The organism is Mucilaginibacter jinjuensis (assembly GCF_028596025.1).
Lineage (GTDB): Bacteria > Bacteroidota > Bacteroidia > Sphingobacteriales > Sphingobacteriaceae > Mucilaginibacter > Mucilaginibacter jinjuensis.
On record NZ_CP117167.1, the window covers coordinates 3,094,690 to 3,115,983 of the forward strand.

20 protein-coding genes are annotated in these 21,294 nt (G+C 41.5%); 7 read left to right on the forward strand and 13 right to left on the reverse strand.

Translation table 11 applies throughout. The features are described 5' to 3' along the window. Positions 1 to 26: 26 nt before the first annotated feature. The 10 genes from PQO05_RS14015 to PQO05_RS14060 form a co-directional block, all read right to left on the reverse strand. The gene (locus tag PQO05_RS14015) at positions 27 to 713 is read right to left on the reverse strand and encodes a GDSL-type esterase/lipase family protein (RefSeq protein ID WP_273627938.1); all 687 of its coding nucleotides are present in this window, start codon (positions 711 to 713) and stop codon (positions 27 to 29) included. A gap of 86 nt (positions 714 to 799) precedes the next feature. After that, complete coding sequence (locus PQO05_RS14020) at positions 800 to 1,411, reverse strand: TetR/AcrR family transcriptional regulator (RefSeq protein WP_273627939.1); 612 nt, start codon at positions 1,409 to 1,411, stop codon at positions 800 to 802. Between the two features lie 54 nt (positions 1,412 to 1,465). Next, a complete protein-coding gene (locus PQO05_RS14025; protein ID WP_273627940.1) occupies positions 1,466 to 3,010 on the reverse strand; it encodes a DHA2 family efflux MFS transporter permease subunit in 1,545 nt (514 codons plus the stop codon). A 258-nt stretch (positions 3,011 to 3,268) separates the two neighbouring features. Then, entirely contained in the window at positions 3,269 to 3,712 is a 444-nt protein-coding gene (locus PQO05_RS14030; protein ID WP_273627941.1) for an organic hydroperoxide resistance protein, read from the reverse strand. Positions 3,713 to 3,723: 11 nt separating this feature from the next. Continuing rightward, positions 3,724 to 4,164, reverse strand: coding sequence for a MarR family winged helix-turn-helix transcriptional regulator (locus PQO05_RS14035; protein ID WP_273627942.1), 441 nt, complete (start codon positions 4,162 to 4,164; stop codon positions 3,724 to 3,726). Positions 4,165 to 4,386: 222 nt separating this feature from the next. Continuing rightward, positions 4,387 to 4,827: an SRPBCC family protein gene (locus tag PQO05_RS14040; protein ID WP_273627943.1), complete on the reverse strand. Its 441-nt coding sequence runs from the start codon at positions 4,825 to 4,827 to the stop codon at positions 4,387 to 4,389. A gap of 20 nt (positions 4,828 to 4,847) precedes the next feature. Then, positions 4,848 to 5,159: a phosphoribosylpyrophosphate synthetase gene (locus PQO05_RS14045; RefSeq protein ID WP_273627944.1), complete on the reverse strand. Its 312-nt coding sequence runs from the start codon at positions 5,157 to 5,159 to the stop codon at positions 4,848 to 4,850. A gap of 340 nt (positions 5,160 to 5,499) precedes the next feature. Continuing rightward, entirely contained in the window at positions 5,500 to 5,871 is a 372-nt protein-coding gene (locus tag PQO05_RS14050) for a hypothetical protein (protein ID WP_273627945.1), read from the reverse strand. Between the two features lie 237 nt (positions 5,872 to 6,108). Further along, on the reverse strand, positions 6,109 to 7,146 hold the full coding sequence (locus PQO05_RS14055) for a phosphotransferase enzyme family protein (protein ID WP_273627946.1): 1,038 nt from the start codon (positions 7,144 to 7,146) through the stop codon (positions 6,109 to 6,111). A 77-nt stretch (positions 7,147 to 7,223) separates the two neighbouring features. Next, positions 7,224 to 8,114, reverse strand: coding sequence for a helix-turn-helix domain-containing protein (locus PQO05_RS14060; RefSeq protein WP_273627947.1), 891 nt, complete (start codon positions 8,112 to 8,114; stop codon positions 7,224 to 7,226). Between the two features lie 273 nt (positions 8,115 to 8,387). Here PQO05_RS14060 and PQO05_RS14065 point away from each other — a divergent pair, with 273 nt between their 5' ends. Next, entirely contained in the window at positions 8,388 to 9,521 is a 1,134-nt protein-coding gene (locus PQO05_RS14065) for a PAS domain-containing sensor histidine kinase (RefSeq protein WP_273627948.1), read from the forward strand. A gap of 22 nt (positions 9,522 to 9,543) precedes the next feature. Beyond that, positions 9,544 to 9,762: a hypothetical protein gene (locus PQO05_RS14070; RefSeq protein ID WP_273627949.1), complete on the forward strand. Its 219-nt coding sequence runs from the start codon at positions 9,544 to 9,546 to the stop codon at positions 9,760 to 9,762. A gap of 82 nt (positions 9,763 to 9,844) precedes the next feature. Here the strand turns inward: PQO05_RS14070 and PQO05_RS14075 are convergent, their stop codons facing one another. Beyond that, complete coding sequence (locus tag PQO05_RS14075; protein ID WP_273627950.1) at positions 9,845 to 11,374, reverse strand: S10 family peptidase; 1,530 nt, start codon at positions 11,372 to 11,374, stop codon at positions 9,845 to 9,847. Positions 11,375 to 11,483: 109 nt separating this feature from the next. Between PQO05_RS14075 and PQO05_RS14080 the strand changes: the two genes are divergently transcribed. Next, positions 11,484 to 12,389, forward strand: coding sequence for a helix-turn-helix domain-containing protein (locus PQO05_RS14080; RefSeq protein WP_273627951.1), 906 nt, complete (start codon positions 11,484 to 11,486; stop codon positions 12,387 to 12,389). A gap of 79 nt (positions 12,390 to 12,468) precedes the next feature. Then, positions 12,469 to 13,371 carry an oxidoreductase gene (locus PQO05_RS14085; protein WP_273627952.1) on the forward strand — a complete coding sequence of 301 codons (903 nt, stop codon included), beginning with the start codon at positions 12,469 to 12,471 and terminating at the stop codon, positions 13,369 to 13,371. A 338-nt stretch (positions 13,372 to 13,709) separates the two neighbouring features. Here PQO05_RS14085 and PQO05_RS14090 read toward each other — a convergent pair whose 3' ends face one another. Together PQO05_RS14090 and PQO05_RS14095 are read right to left on the reverse strand one after the other, a co-directional pair. After that, positions 13,710 to 14,558 carry a phosphatase PAP2 family protein gene (locus tag PQO05_RS14090; protein WP_273627953.1) on the reverse strand — a complete coding sequence of 283 codons (849 nt, stop codon included), beginning with the start codon at positions 14,556 to 14,558 and terminating at the stop codon, positions 13,710 to 13,712. A 402-nt stretch (positions 14,559 to 14,960) separates the two neighbouring features. After that, positions 14,961 to 17,588, reverse strand: a complete 2,628-nt coding sequence (locus PQO05_RS14095) for a DUF5686 and carboxypeptidase-like regulatory domain-containing protein (protein WP_273627954.1) — start codon at positions 17,586 to 17,588, stop codon at positions 14,961 to 14,963. A gap of 460 nt (positions 17,589 to 18,048) precedes the next feature. Between PQO05_RS14095 and PQO05_RS14100 the strand changes: the two genes are divergently transcribed. From PQO05_RS14100 to PQO05_RS14110, 3 genes are all read left to right on the forward strand, one after another. Further along, complete coding sequence (locus PQO05_RS14100) at positions 18,049 to 18,474, forward strand: Lrp/AsnC family transcriptional regulator (RefSeq protein ID WP_273627955.1); 426 nt, start codon at positions 18,049 to 18,051, stop codon at positions 18,472 to 18,474. Between the two features lie 131 nt (positions 18,475 to 18,605). After that, on the forward strand, positions 18,606 to 19,496 hold the full coding sequence (locus tag PQO05_RS14105; RefSeq protein ID WP_273627956.1) for a nucleoside phosphorylase: 891 nt from the start codon (positions 18,606 to 18,608) through the stop codon (positions 19,494 to 19,496). 15 nt (positions 19,497 to 19,511) lie between these two features. Next, positions 19,512 to 20,969 (forward strand): CoA-acylating methylmalonate-semialdehyde dehydrogenase, encoded by a 1,458-nt coding sequence (locus PQO05_RS14110; RefSeq protein WP_273627957.1) that lies wholly within the window; start codon positions 19,512 to 19,514, stop codon positions 20,967 to 20,969. The last annotated feature ends 325 nt before the right edge of the window (positions 20,970 to 21,294 follow it).

Genomic DNA, 21,294 nt, shown 5'->3' on the forward strand with positions numbered 1-21,294 from the left:
GCATGACGGCGTTGATAAAATGTGCTTTACAAATACCCCTTATCCTTCAAAAACTTAACCCATACCAAATATGATTCTGGCTTTAGGTGCAAACCCTCAATGGTATATTGGCTATCCAGGTGACCCTCTTTATTTAAAAACAGCGGGTAAATATTGATAAAAGTATAATTACCTGCACCTGCATTGGCTTTAATCAGTTTATTAACGCTGATCACATGTTCCTGCTTATCGTAATGCTGCGGGAAACGATCGTGGGTTGGGTCTAATGGCAAAATGCTTTGCACGTAGATTTTGGTAGCAGGGCTTTTCGCGTGGATCGTATTTACAATCTTCAGGTAGTTATCTGCAATTACGGCATCGGGGATATCCTTGCTGATATCATTAATGCCAATCAGGATAAATAACTTTGATGGCTTTCTTACAACGATATCATCCAGGCGTTTCAAGATGCCATAAGTAACATCGCCGCCGATGCCGCGGTTAATAACGGTTGTATCATTTGTAGCTTTTTTCCAGTCGCCCATCTCGGTGATGCTATTTCCGAGGAAAATGATATGACCCGTGGTAACCGGCTCGTGGCTAAACTGTTCTACCCGTTGTTTGTAATGGTCGGGCAGGGTAGGGATGGTATCAAACAGATTCTGATTAGTAAGCTTATTTTGTGCTTTTAATGCCACTGGCAAAAGCATCAGCATAAATAAAAGGTATTTCATAAAAAGGGATATAAATTGATGCCACCAATATAACCAATTATGAAATGTAGTTGAAACAGTTAAAAAAGAATATCTGATAATTTATACTAAATGCCGAGCATCTGTTTCATCCAGATTGGAATCAAGCGCTTGCGCTCTGTTATAGTGCTGATAAATTCCTGATCATTCATCGCGCCCGAGTTAATGATCACGTTTTTGCTCAGGAAGGGGAAGATGATCATCCCCATCATATTCATCATCACATGTACCGGTTCAAAATCAAACCTGCCTTCTATTTTTAAAGCATAAACCTGTTTGGCAAATATAGAATTCTGGATATTCTTAATGTTATTCACCATGGGTGACTCTACTGAGCCCGACATAACCTCGTTCACCATAAAGTACGGGAAATCGGGGTTCTGTAAAATCATATCGATATAGTGGCCAACCAACAACTCTATCTTTTCGCCCAAAGTGGTTTCCTCGTTATTAACCACGGGTTGTATCTGATCGAACAGTTGCTGAATGGTTTCTGTCATAATGAGTTGAAACAGTTTCTCCTTACTGCGGAAATAGTAGTTTACCAGCGACAGGTTAATATCGGCCTCGGCAGCAATATCGCGCACAGTGGTAGAAGCGAAGCCCTTGCGTGTAAAAACTGCTTTGGCTGCTTCCTTTATTTTCTCTTCGGTGGTGATCTCTGCTGTCGAACTCATCATAATCATATTTATGCCCAAATTTATGATTTACAGGCATAAATATGATTTAATGTTTTAGTGCGTATCGGCTACTGCTTTTTGTGCCTTAAATGGTGCCAGGTATAACAGCGGGATAGAGAACAACATCACCATACCAACTATCCAATAAGCATCGTTATAAGTAAGTAGCATGCTTTGCTTAACTACCGTGCCTTCCATAGCGCCGTAAGCCATGTGTGTAGCATCTGACATGGATTTACCCTTACCCAAAAAGTTTTGTACATAACCGTTAAAGCGCTGCACATAATAAGGGTTATACGGATTAATATTGGTAAGCAGATTATTGCGGTGTACTGCCTGGCGAATGTGGATTAACGTGGTTAACCCGGCAATACCAAATGAACCACCCAGCTGGCGCATCATATTGTTTAAACCTGCACCCTGGCCAATTTCGGCACCTTTTAAACCACCGATAGCAAGCGTGGTTAACGGTACAAACAATAAAGACATGGCAGCACCCCTGATTACCAGCGGCCAAAAGAAATCGGTATTGCCGGTAGCCAGGGTTGAATTGCTGAGCATCCAGGAAAAAACGAAGAACAGGATCATACCTCCGGTTGCCAGTATTTGAGCGGGTACTCCTTTGTTAAGCATCATCCCCATAAATGGCATAATAATAATGGTAACTATACCACCCGGCAACAAAATAAGCCCTGTTTGCTGGGCCGAGAAACCTAACAAGCCCTGGGCAAATACCGGGAACACAAATGTTGATCCGTACAACCCAACTCCCAGTACAAATGAAGTTACCATACCAGCCGAAAAGCTGCGGTAGCGCATAATTTTAAAGTTAACGATAGGGTGATCTGTGCTTAACTCTCGCCAAATGAACAGCAAAGTGCCCAATACTGCCATTACCGTAAGTATAGTAATATAGGTGGTAGAGAACCAATCTTCATCCTCGCCTTTTTCTAATATGGTTTGCAGGCTGCCTACGGCTACGGCCAGCAAGCCGATACCCCACCAATCGATGGGTTTGCCACGGCCATCGCTTGGTGTTTCGCGCACAAACGTGTAGGTGAATGTTGCAGCTAATGCGCCTACAGGCAGGTTTACGTAAAAGATCCAGGGCCACGAGAAATTATCAGTGATGTAACCACCAATTGTTGGGCCTATGGTTGGGCCAACAATAGCCCCCAAACCAAATAGGGCAGTAGCAGTACCAATTTGCTCGCGTGGCCAGGTATCTAATAATATAGCCTGTGCTGTTGATAATAAACCGCCGCCCGCAACACCTTGCATAACCCGGAAAGCTACCAGCTCTGTTAAACTATGCGCATTGCCACACAAAAAAGAGAAAATGGTAAAGGCAATGATAGAAGCCAGAAAATACTTCTTCCGCCCGAAGAAACTACCCAGCCAGCCCGACATAGGCAAAATAATAACGTTAGCCACACTATACCCCGTGACAACCCATGCTGCATCTGTTAGCGTTGCGCCCAAATTACCCTGAATTTGGGGGATAGATACGTTTACTATAGTGGTATCAATAAGCTCCAGCAGCGAAGCTGTGATAACTGTAATGGTGATAATCCATTTTTTAAACCCGGTCTCGGCCATGATGTAATAATCTGTGTTGAATAAATGAACTTGTCATTCGTTTAAATGACAGGTCAAATTTATTCAATCGATTGATTAAAACAATTGTTTAAAACATATAGTTGAAACAAGTTTACAATTGGATTATATTGGAGAAAAGACAAAGGATTTTGGGAGGAAGGACTTAGGAGAAGAGCGTAGGATAAAAAGAGCGATGATTAAATAAAAAAAGCCTGTAGTTTTAGCTACAGGCTTCTATATATTAAATTCAAGTGCTTATTAAAACTCTGCTGCAGGTACAGTAGTAGTGTTTAAAGTAACCTCTACATTACCGCGGGTTGCGTTAGAGTATGGGCAAACCTGATGCGCTTGTTCTACCAGTGCAACAGCTTCTGTCTGGTCAATACCAGGGATATTTACATCTAAGGTAATTACCAGGGCAAAGCCGCCATTTCCGTTAGAACCGATGCCAACATGGGCCCTTACGGTTGTATCGGTTATATCTAATTTTTCTGCTTTTATAACATGATTAAGTGCGCTATCAAAACAAGCTGAATAGCCTGCAGCAAATAATTGCTCAGGGTTGGTATAAGCGCCACCTGCACCACCCAGTTCTTTAGGCATTCTAACTTCTAAATTTAATACGCCATCAGAAGATGATACATGACCATTTCTTCCACCTTTTGCTGTAGCTACAGCAGTATACAAAGCTTTTACTGACATGATTTCTATTATTAATTGTTATTTATGGTTGATTCTGTTTTTGTAAGCAAGTTGTTAAGCATATCCCTGAAAGTCAGTAATTCCTGGTCGCCCAGTGGGATATGGCACCTGAAAGCATTGGGGACGTGTTGAGCTTTATCTTTTAATTCAATACCCTTTTGGGTTAAGGCAACCAGTACTATCCGTTCATCTGCCGCACTTCTGCTGCGTTTAAGAAATTCTTTTTCTTCCATACGTTTTAGCAGGGGAGTTAAAGTGCCCGAATCAAGCAGCAGTTTTGCGCCAATTTCTTTTACTGATAATTCCTGGTGTTCCCATAAAACCATCATCACCAGGTACTGCGGGTAGGTTAAATGCAGCTCATCTAAAAGCGGCTGGTAAACAGAAGTCAGTTTCCGCGATAGTGCATACAGTGGGAAACATACCTGGTTTTCGAGTTTTAAAAGATCCATTGCCATGATGATTATGGTACAAATATATATTGTGTTAAATTAAATTGTATACAATTTAATTTAACATGACATTGGAAAGATAATTGTTGATTGAGAATGAAATAGGAGTGCATAAAAAAAGCCTGTAGTTAGCGACTACAGGCTTTTTTATACGATCGTAAAAAGACTTCGAATAGCAAGTCTGTTCTTTTGTCTCAAAGTCCTTTATCTTTTCTCCATAATCTATCCCTCCAACACCTTTTCCAATCTATCCAAATTCTCTTCATTGGCCGGGATACAAATATGTTTTACCGCTTCGTAAACGCTTGCCTCATTAAAGATCTGGTGAAAGGTAATCTTGGTATGTTGATCATCAACGGCTTCGAAGGTGCCGATGAGGTGAAATTCAGGCTTGCTGGTATGATAAATGACAACCTGTTCGGGAGCATTAATTTCTTCAAAAACGCTTTCGTTTTCGTAATTGTGGACGTCGGGACCATGCATGGTGTAGTTCCATTGGCCGCCGGGTGTGGCACTAAACTGGTGGAAGGTATTGGTAAAGCCGTTTGGCCCCCACCAGTTTTTAAGCTGGTCGGGGTTAGTCCATGCATTGAAGACTTTTTCCTGGGGATGGTTTATGATCCTCGTGCTTATAATTTCGCGGTTGCTGGTATCTGCTGCCATAATCATAGGGCGTTAAATGTTTACAGGTCTTTGCGGTCTTTCAGGGCTTTAACCATATCGTCGCTCAGCTGGTCGCTGTACACACCGTAGCTGTTTACCAGTGTGCCTTTGGTTTTACCGTCGATAGAAGAGATGGCGTAAACCACAGCCTCGTCATCCGGGTTCGATTCTCCTTCGAAACGGAAATGCCTGTCTACCACAAATTGTTCGGGATGTAATCTTACTGCATCACCAGCGCAGGCAATGCAATCACCGCTTATATTAAAATCTTCGGTATAACCTTCGTCCTTCAGTTTGTTGATGATTTCCGAAAGGGTAGTCATTTGTGCCATAGTCGTAGTTTGATGTTTCGGTTAAAACTACAAGTTAAAAGATTAAGGACAAAAAGAGAAAGGAAAAATGACAAGAATAGAATCAAGAGATAGGAATCAAGATAACTTGGAACAGGTTATTCGTACCCACTTTCGATTAGCCTGATTTTCTATCCCTTATTAATGTTAGAAGTAGTAGCACTGTTATTGCATTCCCCTAATTTAGGGGAACACTACAGCCTTTGCAATTTGCAAAAGCTTGAATAAAGGGTATAATCAGCAGCAGATTAAAATATGTGATTAAACAGGAGGGAAATATAAAAGGGCGTGATTAACATCACGCCCTTGGGAAATTTTGTTGTTAAGCGCTTTTCTCTTTTCTGAGAAAGCGGCTTACCACTTCAATAAAAGTTTCAACTTCTCTTTGTAGCCCGTTAATGCCCTGCTTATAAAAATCGGCGAGGGAACCGTCTGCGTGAAGACTGCGTTGTTTTTTCTGACGGTAGCAAAGTAATATGGCGTTGTCTGTGCTCGATTGTTGGATCACTATCTCGTCGTCATTGCTCCATTCTAATAAATCAAGTGCTTTTATTAATTCGTGGCGTTTTCTGTTCAGTACATTTAAGGCAAATGCGTTACTTTCACTATAAGCATAAGAACTCAAATTTTTGATCCGCTCCAATAATTCCTGGAGCAATCCTAACAGATGTTTTGGGTCAGGAAAATAATTCATAGATGCTGTAGATATATTGCAATTTAAACGCTGCTTATAGCGTGAAAATTGTGTGGGTTTAACGTAGGGTTAATAGAATTGGTTTGTCATGAAAGTACTTTTTTATAAAACTTTTATCTATAATGCAATAAATCAGGCAGATATATAATCAATCACGATTAAAACATAGCTTTAAAAGCGTATAACAGCGCTTTGTAACAATTAAGTTGATAATATATTGACAATACAGTTTGCTTATTAAAGCTTAATCCCGGCAACTGTTTTTTTGTATTCAGAAAGTAGTTTTAACTGGTTTTTTGCCCTCATTAAATTATGGCCGGTGTAGCGCGAACCGTAATAAACATCGTTGTTAAAATAATCGGTCAAAAAGCGGATGGCCTGCATATAGATCATCATCTGGCCCGAGAATGTGAAGTGCCGGCGTTCTGCTTGTGTCAGGGCATCACCCATTTCTGATAAATAGCCATTGTGAATGGCTACGAATATATTTTCGCGAATGCAGATCTTATCCAGGTCTGTTTCCTCTTCATTGGCGGGGGATAGGTAGGTGCGCATCATATCACCAACATCGCTTAAATAGTAGCCCGGCATCACAGTATCGAGATCAATTACACAGAGTCCGTTTTGCTGGTCATCAAACAGCACATTGCTGATCTTGGTATCGTGGTGGATCACCCTCAACGGAATTTCGTTGTGTTCAATTAGCTGATTATAGGTTTTCAAAATGTCCTGATGCTCATGCACCTGTTTTATTTCTGCAAAGGCAGTATCGAACCTGGATTTTTCGGCGTTTTTGCAGGCTGTTATAAACTGGTTCCATCGCAGGTTAAGGTTATGGAAATCGGATAATGGGTACTTGAGGCTGGCAATATCAAAATCTTTCAGCAGGCGGGTAAACCGTCCAAATTGCTGGGCTGCTTCATAAGCTTGCTTTTCATCATTGACAAAATCAACTGTATGTGAATTTTTAACGAAGGGAAATAACCTGTAAACTTCGCCATTGGATGATTTAACAAGTGTAGTACCGTTGTTAGCCAATAAAGGAGAAACAAACAGATAATCAGGAGCTATTTGTTTAAGATATTGCTGTATGGATACAATGTTGTCTGCAATATCCCCGGGCGATTTAAAAATATCAGTATTAACCTGCTGCAGGATAAAGTCTTCGCCGCGGCCCGATACTTTTAATGTGTGGTTTATTAAGCCCGAACCAAAGCTGCTAATGCTATAATCAGCTGTGTTTAAACCAAAGTCCAATAAAATATCATTGTACATAATCTCCCTTTATTTAACCAAACATAACTATTTGCTTTAAATGTGTACGCAATCATTGTTTGGTTTTAAAGGTGTAATTAATTAATAATCATCGGGCTTGTTAGGTTGATGCGGTTTCTTTTAAAGTCGGAAAAGCTCATACCTGTTGTGTTCTTAAAAAATTTACTGAAGTGTGCCAGGTCAAAGAAACCAAGCTCATAAGCCACTTCTTTCATGCCTACATCAGCGTAAACCGCTTTTCTTTTGGCCTCTAATGCCACACGCTGCCTGATGTGATAGCCCGCAGGGTAACCGGTAATCTTTTTAATCACCTCATTTAAATAGTTTGGTGTTACGGCTAACTGATCGGCATAATCGGCAACCATTTTCTGGCTTTTAAAATTTTGTTCGAGCAAGGCAACAAAGCTCTGCAACAAATCAATATTGCGCGAGTGTTTAGCTACGGGCTGTGGTTCTTCAATCTGCCTGCTCACATAGATGAGGAAGATCTTGAAATAGCGCCTTAATATCTCGGCACGATACAAATTAAGATCGTTATACTCTTTTACCATTTGTTTGGTAATGTTGTGCATTTCTGCAAGCGTATCATTGGCTAACAACAGAAACTGCATGTTAAACATTTGCGACAGGCTTCTGAGCAGTAACTCAGAATCGTGGTCTTCAATGCCTAAAAAAGATTTACAGAATGAGAATATGTAGCCTTCGGTTGTACTGTTGAAACAAACGGTGTGCAATTGCCCGGGTTTGATGAAAAGCAGGCAGTTGTTATCCGCATTATCTAAATAAAGATCTGTCCGGTAATTCCCGTTCCCTTTAGTTATCCAAATTATGGCAAAATGATTATTAATATCATTAAAGTTGTCCACCTGCCTTTCATTGCAAAACGACTGGATGGTGTGCAGACTAAACGAATTATTCTCTGTTACTTTTTTGCCGATAGGTTGTAAATACTCATGCAGGTGTTTCATATAGCTTAGATTATAGGTAAGCTCTTATATTAAATCTATGCCTATGTTTAAATATTTGATATTCAGTGTTTTATATTTAATTTATGACCAAAAAAATAGCGATATATCATTATTTACTATGTAAAGGCGAAATATCGTGGCTTATGTACAGGGTTTTGTCAAAATGCATAAATCTATAATAGATAATTTATACTACTGAAACCATAATTGGTACATTGCTAAACGCCCTTTCGGATGTGAACTTTACATCAACTTACAAAGCGAAAGAGCTCTATGGAAGAAAAACTATTACCCGAGAAAAGACCAGGCCAGATCACGATCAACAAATCTGGGATATTACCCGAATATGCTGGCGAAGGCGCCTATATGGGATATTGGAAGCTAATGCTGGCATCAAACAAGCTTTCATTTTGCAGTAAAGCACGGAAAATGCTCGAGTTGCCGCGCACCCGCGAGAATGGGCTATGGCTTATCTTAAAACTGATACCACCATCGCAGCGGCGCAGTATTATTTTTGAAATACAGCAGGCCTGCCTTAACGGGGCCAATTTCGAAAAGCAGATTAAGGTAGTTACCCCCAAGGGCAAAACCAAATGGATCCGCATAACGGGTGTATTGTACTATCGCAGATGGGGCAAAGCCGAGCAGATGATTGGCGCTATTGAAGATATGACCCAAAAGGTGATTGAAGAAAGCATGAGCCTGGCTATTGTAAACCACGAATTACGTGCACCTTTAACCATCATTAAGCTGAATATCCAAATGCTGATTAACCAGTTTGCCGGAACCCTGAACAAGCAACCTGTGAAAATATTAAATAACGTTGATCTGCATATTGATAGCATGACCAGGGTGATGGAAGAATATCTGAACTCTTCGCATGACGATCAGCGTGTAAAACAGCTTAACCTCACCGTTTTTGATATTCATGAACTGATTGATATTGTGGTGGGAGAGATGAAAACCATCCATACCAGCTACCGTTTTTATAAAGAATGTGTCGAACCTGTTTTTGTAAGGGCCGATAAATACCAGATTATACAGGTGCTGATCAACTACATTACCAATGCGGTAAACTTTTCGCCGGTATGCTCGCATGTTAAAATCAAAACTGCTTTTGTGGGCAACAACATCGAGGTTTCCGTACACGATGAAGGAATTGGCATTCCTTGCGGACAAGAGCAACAGGTATTCCAGAAGTTTTATCGCTGCGATCAAAAAGCCATCCGTCATAAAAACAGCAAAGGGCTAGGGCTGTACCTGGTTAAAAAGATCATTCAAGATCACGAAGGCTCTGTACGTGCCGAAAAGGGTAGGGAAGGCGGATCTGTATTTTATTTCGCGCTGCCTGTTTTTGAAGAAAGTAAACTAAAGCCCACTTACGCAATAGCTAATTCGGGGTATTAACAAACTATTGTTCGATCTGGTTATGGAAACTAAGCTCCGTTATTTCTCCATTTTAGTAAGCGCTTGTTTACTGATGGTAGAATATCCGCTTCTGGCAGCAGATAATGATGTAGCATCTAATGCTCAAAATACAAAGGGTGTAGGTGTACTGTTATTAATCAGCTTTATGCTTTTTTTATCCTTGCTGTTTGTTTTATGGTTAGTACAGATCGGCCGGCAGATGCGGCAAAAGAACCATTAACTGACAAGATATATAAAACCAAAAGAGACGCTTTCAATGCGTCTCTTTTGGTTTTACGGATGGCTGATAAAGCTATTAATAATTAATATTTAGCTGCCTGCCCAGGTTTTGGTAACGATTCTTTGATAAACGTACGCAGGTTTTCTGTCGCAGTTGCCAGATCGTTTTTACGCAGGTATAGCATGTGTCCGCTTTTGTAACCTTCCCATTTCAGACGGTCTTTTAAGCGGCCGCTTGGGTCAAGCTGCCAAAGGCTGTATTTGGCGTTAAAGTAATCGCAGGCACCATCATAGTAGCCTGACTGGATTAACAAGTGCAGATACGGATTTTCGGCAATGGCCTGGCGTAGGTTTTCGCCGGTATGGTTGTTTTTATCGTCCCATGGCCATACAGAGCCGAACATGTTGTATTTTAAATCGGTTTTATATTTCAGCTCATCGCGCAGGTAAATGTTGATGGCAGGCGTAAACTCGTGCAGCCAGCTGGTTAATTCGGCGTTATAATCAGGGCTTGTGCCACCAGCCTGGCGGTCGATACCCTTATAGCGCGAATCTAAACGGCCAACGGTGAAGCCTTTATCGCGCAATAATTCTTTCCAGAACAAATCATAAGCTACATCGAGGTTGCTTTCGGTAACTACTTTCTCATTCAAACCACTGTAGCGGGCAATTTTGGTTGCCATAGCTTTACGTGCTGCATCATCAATAAAACCACCACGAGACATGGCTGGGATCAGCTCATCAATAGTAAACTTTTCAACCTCAGGTAAAACTTCGGTCAGGTCTTTCTTTTGCAGATCGGCCGGTAACATGCCATGATACCAGGCGGTAGCCGTAAAATAAGGCAGTTTTAATGCTGACTGAACCGGGCCGCTGCGCTCGATACCCAGATCGGTAGGTGATACCAGTATCACACCGTTAAGGTACATCCATTGTGCATCCTGTAGTTCCAAGGCCAAACCAGATACACGGGTTGTACCATAGCTTTCGCCGATCAGGAATTTTGGTGATGCCCAACGGTCTTTACGGGTTACAAAAGTGTTGATCCACTCGGCCAGGTATTTAATGTCCTGGTTAACACCGAAAAATTGTCCTGTTGCAATGTCTTTGCTTACGGGGCGCGAGTAACCTGTATTTACAGGGTCAACATAAACAATGTCGGCAACATCCAGTATCGAGTTCGGGTTTTCCTTGATGCCGTAAGGTTGTACCGGGTAGCCTTCATCATCAGCATTCAGCAAACGTGGGCCGGTATAACCCAGCTCCATCCAAACAGATGGTGTGCCGGGGCCACCGTTAAAAGAGATCACCAACGGGCGGGTTGACCGGTCGGTTATACCATCGCGCTCATAAAAAGTATAGAATACGCCAGCAGCAGGGCGGCCTTCTTCGTCCCAAATCGGCATAGTGCCGGTAGTGGCGGTATAAGCAATTTTCTGGCCTTTAATGGTTACCTCATGATGGGTAACAACCGAAGAATCTGTCGCCAGTATACGGCTTTTAGAGATCGGCATTGGATTTTTAGGGGCAGGGCCGGCAGGCGGGCCGTTTTGTGCTACAGCATTAATTGCTACGCTGCAAGTAAGTGTTAGCAGGGCTAAATATTTGTTCATGCAAGGGGTTTGTTAATGTTGCTAAGATACCAATTCATTGGTTTTTTAGCAGGCTGCTTTATACGGTTGCAAATTCGTTTTTACTTATTTGATTTTTGTAGCTTTGATTATGTCGTCAGTAATCGGGTACCAGTCGTTCTATAAACACATTAGCCGCGAGCCAGAATTGGTTAATAATGAAATTGGGCACTTCAATATTTTTAAGATCGAGGATATGCTGCTGCCTAAGCACAAGCAGGTGAGTTATAGCAGGCGCAATTTTTACAAGATAAGTTTGGTTACGGGGCACAGTAAAATTCATTACGCCGATCAGTGCATCGAGGTAAACGGCACGGTGCTGGTATTCACCAACCCAATGGTTCCTTATTTGTGGGAACGGGTAACCGAAAAGCAAAGCGGCTACATCTGCATATTTACTGAGGCGTTTTTTAGCAGGTTTGGCAATATCAAAGATTACCCGGTTTTTCAGTCTGTTGATAATGCGGTGATACCTTTAGCAGAACTTGAAGTAAATAACTTTACTGATCTGTTTTCGAGAATGTTTGACGAACTACAGAGCGACTATGTTTACAAATATGACCTGCTGCGTAATCTTTTAATGAGCCTGATTCATGATGCTCAGAAAATGAAACCGGCTACAGGAAATTCGGCCACAGGATCTAACGCTGCCGAACGGATTACCTCGATATTTGCAGAATTACTGGAGCGGCAATTCCCGATTGAGTACAGTAACCAGGTTATGCAACTGAGTTCACCATCTGCATTTGCCAAACAATTGAACGTGCATGTTAACCATTTAAACAAAGCATTAAAAGAAATAACGGGGCAAACCACCACGCAATTAATTAATGAACGGATACTACAAGAGGCTAAAGTTTTGCTTAAAAGCACCAATTGGAGCATTGCCGAAATAGCCTGGAGCCTGGGCTTTGAAGAGCCCAATCATTTCTCAAGTTTCTTTAAGAGTAGAACCAAAACAACCCCGGTTAAATTCAGGCAGGATAAAATTGATTGATTTTTATACTTTTTAGTTTCTTTTCGGTATAGTCTGCGTTTGTTGTATGCCGACCTTTGGTCCAACAAAATAATTTACTATGTGGACAAAAAATAACATCCCGGACCAATCCGGCAAAACAATCATCGTAACAGGTGCCAACGCAGGTATCGGTTATGAAACAGCATTAGCGTTATATGAAGCCGGTGCGCATGTAATACTGACCTGCAGAGATCAGCATAAAGCAGACGAAACCCTCAACAAAATAACAGAACATACAGGCAAAGGTTCATTAGAAACCGGAATACTTGATTTATCAAGCCTTGCTTCCGTAAAGCAATTCGCCGAAGGCTTTCTCCAAACCCATCAACAACTGGATGTGCTGATTAGCAATGCCGGCGTAATGATCCCGCCTGCCAGCAAAACCACAGAAGGTTGGGAATTGCAATTTGGTGTGAATTTTATTGGCCATTTTGCGCTAACGGGTTTGTTGTATCCATTAATTAAATCAACCCCAAATTCGCGCATTGTTACGGTAAGCAGCATGGCCTATGTGCGCGGGGCTATAAATTTTGATAACTTAAAATCAGAAAAAGACTATGATGCTATGCGCGAGTATGGCCAAAGTAAACTGGCTGATATTTATTTATCGTTAGAATTACAACGCAGAATTGAAGCGACTGGCGATAATGTACTTTCTATAGCTGCACAACCGGGCGCTAACAAAACCGAACTGTCGCGCCACATGGATACAGATGCCTTTGCTGCCGCTGTTGAGCGCGTAGGAGGGTTGATGGACCCATGGCAAGGTGCATTGCCATCATTATATGCAGCTGTTGAGCCGGAAGCAAAAGGCGGTGTACTTTACGGACCAGACCAGGATGGTGGTTACAGAGGCTATCCGGCAGAGGCTGTGCTATTGCCACATGCCCTGGATGAAGCCGTTGCTAAAAAACTTTGGGATTTTGCGGAGGAAGTTACGGGAGTAAGTTTCCCAGCGTAATTAATAAGCTTCTCCAACGATTTTCTACCCCTTATTAATGTTAGAAGTAGCAGCACTGTCACTGCCTTCCCCTAAATTAGCTACCGTGTACCCACAAGTCTGATCAGCTTACATTTTACCCCTTATGAAGGTTTTTGCAAATTGTACTGGCTTAGTGTTCCCCTAATTTAGGGGAATGCAATGACAGTGCTACCACGCCTAACATTAATAAGGGGTATAAATTGCAGTAGCTTAAAAGATGTGGGTACACGGTAGCTAAATTAGGGGAACACTAAGTCGGTGCAACTTGCAACAGCGTTAATAAGGGGTATATCTGTGGGTAATTTAAAGTAATTTCTTTACAGCTGCATAGCAAACTGCAACCCAAACGTACCATCCTGAAAAGACGGCAACAAGATCTTACTTTTAGATTGTTTGGGCTTTTGCTGATCAAGAGGGATGCTCTGATTTTTAGGTTTATCCTTATCTGGTTTTGTAAAAGCGTTACGGATATATGGATACAACAGGTAAGCGCCCTTGGTAGATAATATACCGAAACCCGCACCGGCAATCACATCGCTAAACCAGTGATCCTGGTGATAGATGCGGAAAACACCTGTAGTGGTAGCAAAAGTGTACCCGATAATACTAAACGCAATTGATTTACCGCCTAACTCCTGCGACATAAACTCGGCTCCGTTAAACGCATTGGCCGTATGGCCGGAAGGGAATGAATAACGATCGGAACCATCTGGCCTTAAACGGTGCGTGGCGTGCTTTAACGAAAATACGGTTAGCTCTAGCATTCCCTGCGATAGCGCGTAGATAAGCGTACGGTCAACAAATGTGTTTTTACCGTGTATACCCACCAAGTTTACGGCATATACCAAAACCACTGGTGTATATTGAAAAAAGTTCTCTAAGTGAGCGGATGGAACAAAATCATGTTTGGCGGTCTCATCATAAATAGAATGATCTAACTGCCTTAAAGGCGGAGCAAAAAACGAGGTAATACCATAACCAACCAATACAGCCGGTGGTACAAGCGCCCAGGGTTTACTATGTAATTTTTTAACAGTATCGGGGGCGGTAAAAAGGTCCTTCTTAAGCGTATCCGGAATATTCTTTTTAGTCGTAGTATCTGTTTTTACTTGCGCATCAGCTCCAAAAGCAACCAGTATTAATATGATATAAAGTAAATGTTTCATTAATGTAAAAAGTTGATTGGTGTAACTATTGTTTGCCTTGCGTACAGAAATTCTGTAACCATTTTTTTTAAATGAGGTTAGGCGTTACAATATTGTACCCCGGTTAATATAGAAATGGCTCTAATGCTGTGGATTTATCGCAGGGGAGAAGTACAGCGGGATTTATGCTGAACACAACACGGGCCACCTTGCGGCTCAATATTGCGGGTTGTATGTTTTGTTTCATAGGAATTCTGATGTAAAGTATTCCCGCTATGATAACGTAACATTCTGGAGAGATTTAGGATTTGTTAAGTAAAGGTTAAAAAAATAGGGGCTAATGCCCCTATGTATATTTTTTTGACCCGGTTATGTTAAATCAAATCTGAAATTTGCCGGTAAAATGAATCTGTAATTGATAGCTTAAAAATCGAATCCGAAGCTAAATTTGATACCGTACTTAGAAACATCCGGATGATCCAGGTAGTTAAACCTTCTGATCACATCAAAACGGAAAACTTTAAATATGTTACCGATACCGGCACCAGCTTCCATATATGGTGTGTGGCCCAGTGCATAAGTACCATTAGCGCCACCCGTACCAATCGGGAAGTTATACAAACCGGCTGAGTTCTGCGGATCATTTTCGGCTCTCAGCCCACCGTATAACGCTTTAAATGATAAATATTCGCGCCATTTTAAGTGCTCGATCAACGGTATTTTATTCAGAAAAAAGCCACTGAAGCATTGGGTGTAATTGAAGCCCACATAATGATCGCTCACAAATTCGAGGTAATCCATTTTATTGTATGCATCTGGATCATAGGCTATGGATTGGTTAGCCGGGCTGATATTTAACAGCGGGAAAGGTACTTTACCAATTAAATAACTTCCCAGCACTTTAACATCAGCATAACCTAATTGCGACATGTAAAAACGCTTATAAATAGTACCACCAATATTGGTATAGGAGTACGAGCCGTTAAGCACGCCTTTAATGCCCTGGTTGATCTGTAAATTATAGATCGGATATTTACTATGGATCGTATGGCGCGATTCTGTACCCTGCAAAAGCTTTTCGTGCGGGGCAAAGCGCAAGCCGAGGTCAATTTCGCTCACCGTTAAGTTATGCACCAGCGTTCCGGCAGGGTCGTTATATTGAAACTGCAGGGTACCGGCGGGTTGTTGGTTCCAGTTCTTGAAGGCTATATTATAAGAGAAATGGTTTTCAAAATCCTTCACATACTCAAACCGGAAAATCTTATTATATAACCAATAATCTGTTTTTCCAGATTGGAAAGAAGCAAGCGCCTGCTGGTCATTATTGATCACGAAGTTTTCGCCCGGTACACCCAGATCATACAGGTAACTTATCTTAAAATAATCATTAGGGAAACGCCAGAACTGTGTTTTATTTAATGAAAAATACGCGGCAGCATCATACTTTAAAATATGATCGCGAAAGCCATAACCTGCATAACCCTGCAGGTATAAAGTTTTATTAAATTGTGGGGTGGTACGCCCGCCAACCTGCACGCGCGAGCCTTCCTGGCTGTTGTATGAGTATATGGCACCTACCGGGCCTAATTCTACTCTGTTCCCAAATGAAGGTATGTAACCACCGGTTAAGGCATAAGCCAGGTTGGTTTCTGTTTTATAAGCCTTCATTTTTTCGAGCTTATGTACCTTATCATAAACCTCGTTTTGTTTGGCTGTAAGCGTATCAGTTCGGTGGCTTAGCCAGTAGGTACTATCCTGTAGCGCCACATTAGGGGCAGTTTGCAGTTCCCTGCCATCATAAAACGATGCTGGCTGGGGCGAGTTTAATTTGTAGTTAGAAAAAAATACCGTTCGCTCGCCAAATACACCCATTCCTTTGGTTTTAGAAATTCCAAAATCGGCCTTAACATCACTCTTGGTTAAGTAATATTTATCATCGGGATGTAGTTGAAAATCAAGCGTGATCTTCATCGTACGGATAAAGTTGATGTTGATCTGCTTATTCACATTCAACTCGCACGACTGTACTGCATAGCGGCCATCGAGGGTAACGGCCAATTTTCCCTCAAAGAGTAAGTCGCCTTTGTTACGGGGGGTAAAGCTAAGTTCAACCAACTTCTTACCATCCTGCTGAATGGTATCCGTAATAAAAAACTTATAATAATCGGGGGAGTGATCGGCAATAGGGCTTAAAAACTGGTTGCTGATAATAAAGATGTTGTTCTCATAAATATCAATGTTATTACCATACATCCGGTTCAGGTAAATATCCAAACCTGCCGTATCAATAAACTTAATAATGTTAACCCCTTTTTGTGCATTAAGCTGCTGAATTAACTTCTTCGGCTCTTTGCGATAATAAACCTGTGAAAATTTCTCATTGAAATATGCCGGAAGTATAGGTGGTTTCAGCCCATAAACATTGGGCGTGGTATCAAGCATAAACTTAAACTTCTTAAACAAAAAGTTATTCATTAAACCTGCCGGGATGTCGAAGAATGATAAACCGATACGCTCATACTGGTCGTACTGAATATAATCAGCACTCTCCATACGGTTCTGCTTTTTATGGTCAATCACCTGTTGAATCAATTCAACGGCAGGGTTTCCTTTGTTCCTGTATTTTGTTTTTTTTCCTGATGTTATTTTTACTTCGTTAAGCTGGGTTTGGCTTTTTTGCAGGCGGATCTGCAATTCGTTCATTTGTCCAGGAGTAATCGTTTTAACAAAACTTTGGTAACCAACATAAGAAAACGTAACCCGGCTAAACTGGCCAGGAGCGCTTAACGTAAAGTTTCCCTGGTCGTCTGAACTGGTGCCGTATTTACTCCCGGTAAAACTAATACTAATATAAGAAAGTGGGTGCCCGGTGCTGGCATCAACAATTTTACCGCTTACGTGGGTAGCGCTCTGTTGTGCGAAGCTTAAAAACGGAAAAAAAATAAAGAATAGGCAGCCTGAAATTTTTAATGTAGAAAAGTTTAAAAACGATGGCATCAATCGCTTGGGCGAGACTAAACCAATGATATAATTCCAAAAAGAAAGTAACAAATTAAAATAGTATTAGGTAAATGCTTAAAATCAAAGTAATTATCTTTCCATATCAATATTTAATCTGTAATAATATACAAAGTAAAAAAACGATTCTGGATTGTTTCTGAACGGACTGCCATGCTAACGGAATTGACCGTGATAATGTTTGTTAGTTATAACGTAATATAACGCATAACAGCGTATTTTTAGCATAAAACGCGAAAATTTAATGGTGGCTTAATATTATTACAATGGCCTAATAATGCAGTGCAACATTATGCCTAATAATTATTAATACGGGCGCAAATGATATTCTGAAACGTATACGTTATAAAAAGTAAGCTTTTTGTGTATTGTTTTTATAAGAATAGCTGAAATTCTATATATTTTAGCGAGTAAAATTTAATATTTTATGAGTTTATCACCTTCTTCCAATCAGAATAATGCCCCTCTTGACGATCTAGATTTATCAATTTTAATGCTCTTACAAGGAGACGGCAGAATGTCTTTTACGGTGATGGCCGAGAAACTGAATGTATCAATCAGCAACATCCGTATACGGGTAGGTAAGCTTATTGAAGATAAAACTATACAAATTGTTGGCCGGGTTAACCCCGAAAAAGTAGGTTTCCATGCTTATGCACACGTTAAGATTGCTGTAAGACCCGCAAATTTGATTCAAAACGTTACAGATCAGTTGTTACACATACCCGAGGTTAGTTTCCTGGCAACCACTTCGGGCGATTTTGACATCGTGGTAGATTTAATGTGCCGCGATAACAGTCACCTGGTTGCGGTTGTAAATGAACATATTGTACCGATAGAAGGGGTTTATCAAACCAAAACAGATATCAACTTTAAGATACTGAAATATGCACAGCCAAATCTTGGCCCTTTGAGATAGCAGGGTACGATACTGCTGCGTTTCGCAAAAGAAAGAATGCAATTATTTGATTTATAAAAAGATCCGAATAATTGCATTTTTTGTTTTTAATAGTTAGATTTAAGTTTAATTGTTTTTTTTATTAATAATAAATGCAAAAATTAGATTCGATTGCTACTTCCGAACTTATATTGAGTAACCGGGGAGCTATTTACCATTTAGATATACTGCCCGAAGAAATTGCCACCAATATTATAACCGTTGGCGACCCGGAACGTGTGCCTGAGGTAAGCAAGCATTTCGATAGGATAGAGGTGAAACGGCAGCACCGCGAATTTGTAACGCATACGGGCTACATCGGTAAAAAGAGGCTTAGCGTGGTTTCTACCGGCATAGGTACAGGTAATATTGATATTGTACTGAATGAGCTTGATGCACTTCATAATATTGATTTTGAAACACGCGGTATTAAGGCAGATTTAAAACAGCTGAATATTGTACGGATCGGTACATCTGGTTCGGTGAGTAAGGAGATCCCGGTTGATAGCTTTCTGTTATCAAGCTACGGTTTAGGTTTAGATAATATGCTGAACTTTTATGATGTACCGAATAATATAGCCAATCAGGAAATATTGGATGCCTTTATTGAGCAAACAGGCTTAAGTACTAAAGTTGCGAAACCTTATTTGACGGCTTGCTGCGAAAGTTTAGCTAAGCATTTTAAGGAAGGCTTTTATAGCGGCATTACGGTTACTGCTCCGGGGTTCTACGGTCCGCAGGGTAGGGTGCTGCGCTTAGGTTTAAGTAATCCAGGCTTTATTGATACGCTGGGTGATTTTGAATTTAAAGGCAACCGCATCAGCAACCTCGAGATGGAAACAGCCGGCATCTATGGCTTAGGAACATTGCTTGGGCATAACGTGTTGAGTTTAAATGCCATACTGGCCAATCGGGTAACCGGCGATTTTTCAAAGAATCCACAGGATACGATTGATGGGTTAATTAGCAAATCGATAGAGATCTTATCGGGTATAAATAATTGATATAAACCAATTATCATGAAATACGGGAAGGTTAAAAATTATATCAACGGGAAATTTACAGATGCCTTAACATCCGCTTCGCTGGATGTGGTATCGCCGATTGACGGGAATTTATTATCGCAAGTTCCTTTATCGGGAGCTGATGATTTGGATCTGGCCGTTAAAGCGGCAAAGGCTGCTTTTAAAGAATGGTCGCAAACGCCTATAAAAGTTCGTGTGCAGGTATTCTTTAAATACAAATACCTCCTGGAGCAAAACCTCGAAGAACTGGCCCGACTAGTTCAGGAGGAAAATGGCAAAACCTATACCGAAGCCGTTGCCGAAATTGAGAAAGCCATTGAATTGACTGAGTTTGCATGCTCATTACCCCAACTCATTACCGGCGAACTACTCGAAGTAAGCAAAGGCATTGAATGCCGTATCGAATATGTGCCGCTGGGCGTGGTTGCATCTATTGTACCATTCAACTTCCCGAGCATGGTGCCTAACTGGACTATCCCGAATGCATTAACGTTGGGTAATTGCATGGTGATAAAACCATCAGAAAAAGTGCCGTTAAGTGTTGGCCGAATAGCTGAACTATTAAAAGAGGCTGGCTTACCCGATGGAGTATTTAACGTAGTGCATGGCGATAGCACCATTGTAGAAGCTATTTGCGATCACCCCGATATTGAGGCAGTATCATTTGTGGGATCAACTAAAGTAGCCAAGATTGTATACCGCCGTGCTACTTATAACTATAAACGCTGCCTGGCTTTGGGAGGGGCAAAGAACCACTTATTGGTATTACCCGATGCCATACCGGGCATGACGGCGCAAAACGTAACCGCCTCGATGAGTGGTTGCGCCGGTCAGCGGTGTATGGCAGCATCAGCAATGGTAGCTGTGGGTAAGGTGGATCATATCATAGATCAGATTGTGGTGGAGGCCAATAAGGTGATACCGGGCGATAATCTGGGTGCAGTAATCAGCAAGGAGTCAAAAGACCGTATCGAAAAATACATTACCGATGCCGAAACGCAAGGCGCTAAAATACTGGTGGATGGCCGAAATATTAAAGTAACCGGTAAAGAAAACGGCTTCTATATCGGCCCAACGGTGATTGATTATGTAACACCTGAAATGAATATTGCCAAAGAAGAAGTATTCGGACCGGTGATCAGCATTATGCGTACCAATACTTTGGATGAGGCTTTGGCGATTGAAAATGCCAATCCTTATGGCAACGCTGCATCGGTGTTTACCCAGAATGGCGGTGCCGCAAGGCATGTCATCAACAATGCCAGTGCAGGTATGATCGGTATTAACGTTGGTGTACCTGTTCCGCGTGAGCCGTTTTCATTTGGTGGCTGGAACGAAAGCAAATTTGGCGTTGGGGATATTACCGGAAAAAGTTCAATTGAGTTTTGGACTAAGCTTAAAAAATCAACCACCAAATGGAACCCTGATGCAGGGGTGAACTGGATGAGTTGAGGGTAGGTGAGTAGTGAGTGGTTGAATGGTGAGTGGTTGGATAGTTGTAGAGCTTTTTGTTCTTCGCTACCGTCCCGATTATCATTGGGATGGTGGTACTTGGGTAAGGTTTCACCTTACGGTAAGCTGAAAGCTTACAATAGTATAAGTCACAAGTTACGCTGCGCTAAACTTGCGACAGCGGGTGCGCAGGCCGCGTTAGCGATTGCAGTGGAAAGCCCACAGCAGGATGGGGAATGTGCGGTTGCAGGCGAGGACTTGCAACGGAAAGCGCGGCCCGCCGATAGGCGGGAACGCCCAAAGTATTGATTAAGATTATAGTTCG